The sequence below is a fragment of the Clostridium sp. DFI.1.208 genome (assembly GCF_024463855.1).
Classification (GTDB): Bacteria; Bacillota_I; Bacilli_A; order Erysipelotrichales; family Erysipelotrichaceae; genus Clostridium_AQ.
Genome location: NZ_JANGCA010000101.1, coordinates 1 through 8181, shown reverse-complemented (window position 1 = coordinate 8181; position 8181 = coordinate 1). Strand labels below are relative to the sequence as shown.

At 37.0% G+C, this 8181-nt stretch carries 7 protein-coding genes and 1 riboswitch; all 7 genes read right to left on the bottom strand.

Translation table 11 applies throughout. The features are described 5' to 3' along the window. Window positions 1–38: 38 nt before the first annotated feature. The 7 genes from NE665_RS22860 to ribD all read right to left on the bottom strand — a co-directional run bounded on the left by NE665_RS22860 (window position 39) and on the right by ribD (window position 7794). Entirely contained in the window at window positions 39–1652 is a 1614-nt protein-coding gene (locus NE665_RS22860; RefSeq protein ID WP_008394611.1) for a recombinase family protein, read from the bottom strand. 111 nt (window positions 1653–1763) lie between these two features. Continuing rightward, a complete protein-coding gene (locus NE665_RS22855; RefSeq protein WP_008394616.1) occupies window positions 1764–1973 on the bottom strand; it encodes a hypothetical protein in 210 nt (69 codons plus the stop codon). 784 nt (window positions 1974–2757) lie between these two features. Further along, window positions 2758–3972 carry a replication initiation factor domain-containing protein gene (locus NE665_RS22850; protein ID WP_008394618.1) on the bottom strand — a complete coding sequence of 405 codons (1215 nt, stop codon included), beginning with the start codon at window positions 3970–3972 and terminating at the stop codon, window positions 2758–2760. A gap of 408 nt (window positions 3973–4380) precedes the next feature. Further along, window positions 4381–4848, bottom strand: a complete 468-nt coding sequence (gene ribE, locus NE665_RS22845; protein WP_008394619.1) for a 6,7-dimethyl-8-ribityllumazine synthase — start codon at window positions 4846–4848, stop codon at window positions 4381–4383. Beyond that, window positions 4849–6054: a bifunctional 3,4-dihydroxy-2-butanone-4-phosphate synthase/GTP cyclohydrolase II gene (locus NE665_RS22840; RefSeq protein WP_008394621.1), complete on the bottom strand. Its 1206-nt coding sequence runs from the start codon at window positions 6052–6054 to the stop codon at window positions 4849–4851. 19 nt (window positions 6055–6073) lie between these two features. Further along, window positions 6074–6709, bottom strand: a complete 636-nt coding sequence (ribE, locus tag NE665_RS22835; RefSeq protein ID WP_008394622.1) for a riboflavin synthase — start codon at window positions 6707–6709, stop codon at window positions 6074–6076. Further along, window positions 6694–7794 carry a bifunctional diaminohydroxyphosphoribosylaminopyrimidine deaminase/5-amino-6-(5-phosphoribosylamino)uracil reductase RibD gene (gene ribD, locus NE665_RS22830; RefSeq protein ID WP_008690020.1) on the bottom strand — a complete coding sequence of 367 codons (1101 nt, stop codon included), beginning with the start codon at window positions 7792–7794 and terminating at the stop codon, window positions 6694–6696. Before ribD ends, ribE (NE665_RS22835) begins: the two co-directional genes overlap by 16 nt. A 136-nt stretch (window positions 7795–7930) precedes the next feature. Next, window positions 7931–8045: riboswitch (FMN riboswitch) on the bottom strand. Between the last annotated feature and the right edge of the window lie 136 nt (window positions 8046–8181).

The window sequence follows — 8181 nt, the reverse complement described above, 5'->3', positions numbered from 1 at the left end:
TACCAGTTTCCCTTAGTTAAAGATATGAACCCTCTTTATCAGTCTACTTTTCCAATAAATCGGTAGTATATCTCTATTTCCTGTATTCTTTCGTTCTCCTCATTCGTTGTTGCTTCGTGAATAAGGATTTTTTCTATCATTGCATTTAATAACGGTGCTGTCAGTTCCTTTGGTACGGAATACTCCTTGATTAACTCAATCCACTTTTCAGCACCTATCATATCCTGTTCCATTTTACTTAATTCTTCTCTTAGGTTGGTTATCTGCTGTTCAAGTTCTATCTGCTCTTTTTGATATTTCCCCGACAGCATGATGAAGTTTCGTTCCGTTATCTTCTCACAGGCTCTATCTTCATACATTTTTGCAAATAAACGGTCAATCTCATTTTGTCGGTTCTCGGCTTTCTTCAAGGCACTTGCCTTTTTCTTCTTTTCCCGTATTCGCTCTGCATTGCCGACTTTCTGTATTTTGTTCAATACCTTTTCTTCGTCCTGCTGTACTGCCTTAGCCCAATACTGCAATCGTTCCAATACAGCTTGATACAGCACATCATAGCGGATATAGTGCATAGAACAATAACCTTTGCCAAACTGTCCGTAGAAACTACAAGAATAATAACTATACGGTGTTTTATTTGCCTTATTTGTCGCAAACCTCATAGACCAGCCACAATCCGCACACTTGACAAGCCCTGCAAATATCGGCGTTGCCTTTTCCTTTGTCTGTCTACGCCTTGATTTTATCTGCTCCTGCACACGATAGAACACTTCCTTGTCAATAATCGGTTCGTGCGTGTTTTCTACTCGAAACCATTCGCTTTCGGGCTTTCGTACTTTCTTCTTGCTTTTGAAAGAAACGGTTGATTGTCGATTATGAACGCTGTTTCCGATATAGACTTCACTTTTCAATATCGCCTTTACATGAGCAATCGTCCACTCATAACGCTTGCTTTCGGGCTTTCCCTCAAAGATATGAGCAAAAGTACCGTACCTTGTAAAATTCAACCAAGACGCTGTCGGGACTTTTTCTTCTCGCAGTATTTTTGTGATTTTGGCACTACCGTAACCTTGATAGGCTAGAGAGAAGATTTTTTCAACAATCCATTTTGTTTCCTCATCAACCAACAGTTTCCCTTTGATGTCGGGGTGTTTCTTATATCCTAACGGAGCATAAGCCCCATAATACGCACCCTCTGCAAATTTCGTCTTAAAGGCTGATTTCACTTTACGGCTCGTATCTCTTGCCACCCATTCATTGATGATGTTCTTAAATGGTGCAATCTCACTTTCGCCTTTTTCGCTGTCCACACCGTCGTCAATCGCTATGTAACGGACATTATGGCTGGGAAAATACAATTCTGTATATTGTCCTGTCATAATATAATTTCTACCAAGTCGTGATAAGTCTTTTGTTACAACACAGTTGATTTTTCCTGCCTCTATATCCTCAATCATTCTTTGAAAACTCGGTCTGTCAAAATTTGTTCCCGACCAGCCGTCATCAATATATTCATCAATCACATTCAAATGATGTTCTTTTGCATATAGACGCAACATACTTCTTTGTGTGGTAATGCTGGAACTTTCGCCCTGTAATTCATCATCTCGGCTTAACCTAAGATAAAGTGCAGTATTGTAAATCTGTTGTTTCATTGTCAGTTATCCTCCTTTATAACTAACCCGTGTTTACAATACCTGCTTGCAAGTAAAGTATAACACGGGTACTTTTTGTCATTCAATCTATTTCTTACAACTGCACCGATTTTATGCGATTGTCTGCTTTGCTTTTTCCAACATGACATCAGTTAGAAGTTCTTCCATTGTCTTTCCCTTTTCGGAGAAATGCTCTTTTACAACAATCTTTGTCTTTCCTCTGTTGCCAATGCCACACTTGTTATTTTTCTTTTGAATTGTTTTTACAGCATTATCAATAACACATACCCCCTTTCTGTAAAATCTTTCTAAGCAATTCAACGGCTTTTGTCATAGCCCACAGGACTTCCACCTCTGCATAGTTCTTATGTAGCCGTACCCATTGCGTGCGACGCTTTTAACGCTCAAGCTGTGGCTGTACGGGAGTATCATTATCTGACAGCACAGGTCATGGCGATAAAAGAGGACAAATCTTTTACAAGAACACAGATAGGTTGTCGCTCACTTTTGCAGGAGAAAGGTCATGGCGTATCTGTTTCAACGGCTCGCTGTCTGTCAAAGGTATTGAATTGCTTTATTCAGTTGTCAAAGAGCGATTGAAAGAAGAAAATCATCTTTCCTATATATCGCGTTGGAAAAGAGTAAAAGCGTAACCAATATTCAAAACTTTTTTCTTTTCTTGTACCATATAGGGAAAGAAATTGTCATTCTGCTAAGTTGATGATGAAAAGATTTCTTTTCACACCCTAACTACCTATGCAATACCGTTACTGCCAACTATGAAATGAAAGATTTTGTTTGCTCCATATAGGGAACGACAACTACCAAATGTTAAGTTGAGAATGAAAATATTTTCTTCTTTTCACATCAACACTCAACTGCTAATACCTGTTTGAATACAAATTGAAGATACTTTGTCTTCTTTCACATAACACTGTCCACTCATCTTGAATTTCCGACATTTTTTCAAAACTTTTCTTCTTTCACTCCATATAGGGAATGGAAACCTTGATTTGATGACCTATTTTCAAAAAAAGTTAGATTTCCTTTTCTCGTACCATATCTGTACACAAGTTGATGTTTTGTTGCAGATATTTTGAAGAAATTAAAAAATACCGTCATTCTCTTGTGGGACAGCGGTATCTATGCGTTCTTCTATGGTTGATTTTTCTAATTGTAATAAGTGTTTATGCTTATCTTTGAGTTCTGCCTGCTCAATCATATCTTTCAGTATCGTTGTATGATTTTCTCTGTCTAATGCTTGTACCATTTTTATGGTTGGTGCAACCTGTCTTTGTAACCAATGTAATGCCTTTTGTAAAGTATAAGGTTCTGGTTTAGTCGTTAATCGTATCGGCTCTCTATTTTCCCCTATAAACCATGCCCAATCATCATTTGTTTTCCATTGACTTTTCGGTTTATCATCTTCTCTATCAACAAAGCGGACATAATGATTGATGATAGAAAAAGCGGTGCGTTCAGCGTCCCGATAGGTCAGTAAATCTACAACCGCATAATAGGCTCGTTCATTCTTCATGCGTATTTCAAAACGGTTCTTGATTTCTGTATCTTCAACTTCTATGCCATTTTTGACATACTGCTCGTAATTTTTCTGATAGGCACACATATATAACTCACTACTGGTTGAACCGAGATATAAGGTTTCTCCTGTATTCTTTGGTAAATCGCTACCACATTTTTCCGTACCGCTGTAATCTTTCTGCATACGAAAGTAGGAGATACATTCGCCAGCCTTGTATTTTTCCTTTAACTTTGGAATATCTAATATTCCTGCTTTATCATTGATTGCCAAGTCAAGTCGTTTCATCTTACCACCTGCCGTTAAACAATCCAGCATAAAGTCATACCATGAGCGTTCCTGTGCCAATAGATAACTTTCCATTTGCCGACACCCTCTGCCTTTTAGTTCTAATAAAACACCTAAATGCTCTTGCATGGAACACATGATGTTGATGTCGCCTAAAACATATTTGCTTTCATATCCGTATTTTCCAAAATCTTCATAAAGCATATAATCGGCTTTTAGTTGTAATACTTCACGAATAATCTTTAATGCGTCTGTCGTAGGAAAGCGGACACGGAAGTAATCAATCAACAGAAATAGTGGTTCTTGCGGATTGAAACGCTCAATCTGTTTTTCTATCGTTTGTTTTAGTTCAGCAGAGGGAACAACAGTCCCATTCTCTATCTGGTTAAAATATGTACGACTGATACCACAGGCAACAGCAAGTTTTCTTTGTGTTACTCCATATTCTTCACGCTTTTGTCTTAATTCTTCTATAAAGTTTTTATCATTCATTCTTCAATTCCTCCAATCAAAAAAGGCAACTACCATATTTGATAATTGCCTATACTTAAATTTCCGCAAAAGAAAAGACAATCAATTTCTCGTTTGAAATCAACTGTCTTTCCTATGTCTTATTCAATTTTTATGTATTAAATGAGTGCTTTTTAGTTAACACCCTATTAAAAGCGATTTTACCTTGTAAATACAGCGTTTTCCGCTTAGTAGTGTATATTGTTTCTTGTTTTTTGTGCCCCCCTTGTTAGATAACGGGGGCTTACTGTTCGCTCGCAAGCTCGCTCAACTGCCGGAGTGAACCAGCCACTAAAAACGGTGGAAAAATCTAAGAGATTTTCCCACCGCCGTGTCTGGATCACTCCGCCTATTATGCTTTTTCGCTTTACCTTTTAATCCCCAATCATATTATACCTCTAATGCACGAATTAGATTTACCATTTCAATAGCTCCCTGTGCACATTCAGAGCCTTTATTTCCTGCTTTGCTACCAGCTCGTTCTATCGCCTGTTCAATCGTATCTGTCGTAAGAACACCAAACATAACTGGTGTTTCGGTATTTAAACTGATTTGAGCAATTCCTTTTGATACCTCACTACACACATAATCATAATGGCTTGTACTACCTCGAATAACTGCTCCCAAACAAATAATCGCATCATATTTTTTACTTTTTGCCATTTTAGACGCTATCAAAGGTATTTCAAATGCTCCCGGAACCCAAGCTACCTCTATGTCCTTTTCACCAACATTTTCTCTTTTCAAATTATCTAATGCACCTGCTAATAGCTTAGAAGTTATAAACTCATTAAATCTTGCTACAACAATACCGATTTTTATATTTTCTGCTACTAAATTTCCTTCAAAAGTGTTCATTTATTTTTCCTCCATATTCAAAATGTGTCCCATTCGGTCTTTCTTTGTCTTTAGATAAAAACTATCATAAGGATTTGCTTCTATTTCAATCGGTACTCTGCTTGAAATTTTCATTCCATAATCTTCTAACTGATAAACTTTATCAGGATTATTTGTAAGTAAATGCAATGATTTTATTCCCAAATCTCTTAAAATCTGTGCACCGATATAATATTCTCTTAAATCGCCTTGAAATCCTAATGCAAGGTTGGCGTCAAGTGTATCCATACCGTTATCCTGTAAATGATAGGCTTTTAGTTTATTGACAAGCCCGATACCTCGTCCCTCTTGTCGCATATAAAGCAATACACCAGAACCATTTTCTGCAATCATTTTCATTGCTTTATCTAACTGCTGTCCACAATCACAGCGTAAAGAGCCAAAGGCATCTCCTGTTAAGCACTCTGAGTGGACACGACATAGCACATCGTTTCCATTATTCAAATCTCCCATAACCAATGCAACATGATGTTCTCCATTCAATTTATTGATATAACAATGTGCTTTGAAATTCCCATATTTTGTAGGCATTTCTACAACCGAAACACATTCTACAAGCAAATCATATACTTTTCTGTATTCCTGTAATTCTTTAATTGTGAGGGTAGGTATATGGTGTGTTTGAGAAAACTGAATTAAATCAGGTGTTCTCATCATTTTCCCGTTTTCATTCATAATTTCGCAACATAAGCCACATTCTTTTAAGCCAGCCAACCTCAATAGGTCAACCGTTGCTTCTGTATGTCCATTTCTTTCCAAAGCACCTCCGTTCTTTGCAATCAGAGGAAACATGTGCCCCGGTCTACGAAAGTCAAAGGGATTTACATTCTCAGTCACACACATACGAGCCGTTAATCCTCTTTCTTCGGCAGAAATACCTGTTGTAGTATCCTTATAATCAATAGAAACTGTAAAGGCAGTTTCATGGTTATCTGTATTATCTTCAACCATAGGGGAAAGCATGAGCCTGTTAGCCAGACTTTCACTCATAGGCATACAGATTAAGCCTTTTGCATAAGTCGCCATAAAATTAACATTTTCTGTTGTCGCAAATTGTGCCGAACAAATTAAATCCCCCTCATTTTCTCTCTCTTTATCGTCCATAACCAAAACAAGTTTTCCCTCTTGTAACGCCTGCAATGCCTCTTTTATTTTTTGATATTTCATAATTCCTTTATCCTTTCTGCTAAAATCCGTATCGGCATAACAACTCTTTCGACAACTCTGTTTCATTGCTGTTGTCTATGAGTTTCTGCACATATTTCCCTAATATATCATTTTCAAGGTTTACCATATCCCCGACTTGTTTATTCTTGAGAATTGTTTGCTCCAAAGTATGAGGGATAACGGATACCGAAAAATCTGCTTTCGATACTTTTGCGACAGTAAGACTAATACCGTCAATAGCAATCGAACCTTTTTCAACAATTAGATTTAAGATTTCTCTTTGCGTATTGATTTGATACCACACCGCATTTTTGTCTCTACGCACAGACGATATTCTGCCTGTCCCATCAATATGCCCCGTAACAATGTGACCGCCCAACCTGCCATTCATAGGCATAGCTCTTTCTAAATTCACAAGGCTTCCATGTCTTAACAGGCTAAGAGCCGTTCTGTTCCATGTTTCATTCATCACATCAACTGTAAAAGATTGTCGAGTGAAACAAGTAACTGTAAGGCAGATACCATTGACTGCTATGCTGTCGCCTAAATGTATATCCTCTAATATTTTTGAAGCTTTAATGGATAGTTTACAGTTACAAGTATCTTTCTGTATTCTTTCTACTTTACCGATTTCTTCTATTATTCCTGTAAACATGGATAAATCACTTCGCTTTCTATGAAATAATCATTTCCCACTTGAGAAAAAGCATATGGTTTAAGCATAATGGCGTCATTAGGAAAAGCAACACCTTGACCACTTACAGGGCTTTTTGCACTCCCACCAAATATTTTAGGTGCTATATAAATTTGCACCTCATCAACAATCTGTTGCTCAAGAGCACTCCAATTCATTGCACTTCCACCCTCTAAAAGTAGACTGTCTATCTGCATATTTCCTAAACATTGCATTAAATTCATTAAGTCAATATGATTACCTTTTTTCTTCGTATAAATAATTTCACAACCACATTTTCTGTAAAGAGCAATCTTACTTTCATCAATAGAAGAAGTAGCGATATATGTTTTAATGTCATTCGCTGTTTTGATAATTTTTGATGTAATGGGTGTTCTTAAATCTGTATCACATACGATACGAATAGGATTTTCCCCGTTTTCTAATCGGCATGTCAGTAAAGGGTCATCTTGAATAACGGTATTCACTCCTACCATGATCGCAGTAACCTTATGCCTGAATTGATGTACTTGTTTTCTCGCTTTTTCGCCACTTATCCATTTTGATTGATTTGTATAAGTTGCTATTTTCCCGTCCATTGTCATTGCATATTTCATAAAAACATAAGGAATATGCCTTGTAACATATTTTCTAAAAACTTTGATTAACTGTTGACACTCCATTTCTAAAATTCCTATCACAACTTGAATGTTGTTTTCCTCAAGTACCTTTACACCTTTTCCAGACACAATAGGATTACAGTCTAAAGTTCCGACGACTACTCTTGTAATGCCACTTTTAATAATTGCTTCTGTGCAAGGTGGTGTCTTACCATAGTGACAGCATGGTTCAAGTGTTACATAAAGTGTTGCTCCTACAGGTGACTCCCTACAATTTTTTAATGCATTTCTCTCTGCATGCAATCCACCAAAGATTTCATGGTATCCCTGTCCTATAATTCGATTATCTTTTACAATTACTGCCCCAACCATAGGATTAGGATTGACATAGCCAGCACCTTTTTTTGCCAGTTTTATTGCTAATTTCATGTATTCTGTATCGCTCATTTTTACACCTCCAAAAAAATACATGCCTTGAATAAAATCTATCCAAGACATGCAAAAGAGGATTTATGCGATTAAAGAAAATGCTCTGAAACAATATAAAATCATTCCAGAGCACGCAAAAAAAGCATAAACTTACTTTCATCTTCTTTCATCCAGACTATACTGTCGGCTTTGGAATTTCACCAAATCATGCCTTTCGGCTCGTGGGCTATACCACCGGTAGGGAATTACACCCTGCCCTGAAGATAGTTATTCAATTACGGACAATTATAATATCTGATATTATATCTGTCAATAAAAAGTTTTTTTCTCGTTTATCCAAATACAATAATTTGCAAGCAGGTAAACACAGGTTATTTCTTAATATCCTTTTGTTTGGGAAACTCC

Coding starts and splice junctions, on each gene's coding strand:
- NE665_RS22860 (WP_008394611.1), bottom strand. CDS start 1,652: ATGAAACAACAGATTTACAATACTGCACTTTATCTTAGGTTAAGCCGA.
- NE665_RS22850 (WP_008394618.1), bottom strand. CDS start 3,972: ATGAATGATAAAAACTTTATAGAAGAATTAAGACAAAAGCGTGAAGAA.
- ribE (WP_008394619.1), bottom strand. CDS start 4,848: ATGAACACTTTTGAAGGAAATTTAGTAGCAGAAAATATAAAAATCGGT.
- NE665_RS22840 (WP_008394621.1), bottom strand. CDS start 6,054: ATGAAATATCAAAAAATAAAAGAGGCATTGCAGGCGTTACAAGAGGGA.
- ribE (WP_008394622.1), bottom strand. CDS start 6,709: ATGTTTACAGGAATAATAGAAGAAATCGGTAAAGTAGAAAGAATACAG.
- ribD (WP_008690020.1), bottom strand. CDS start 7,794: ATGAGCGATACAGAATACATGAAATTAGCAATAAAACTGGCAAAAAAA.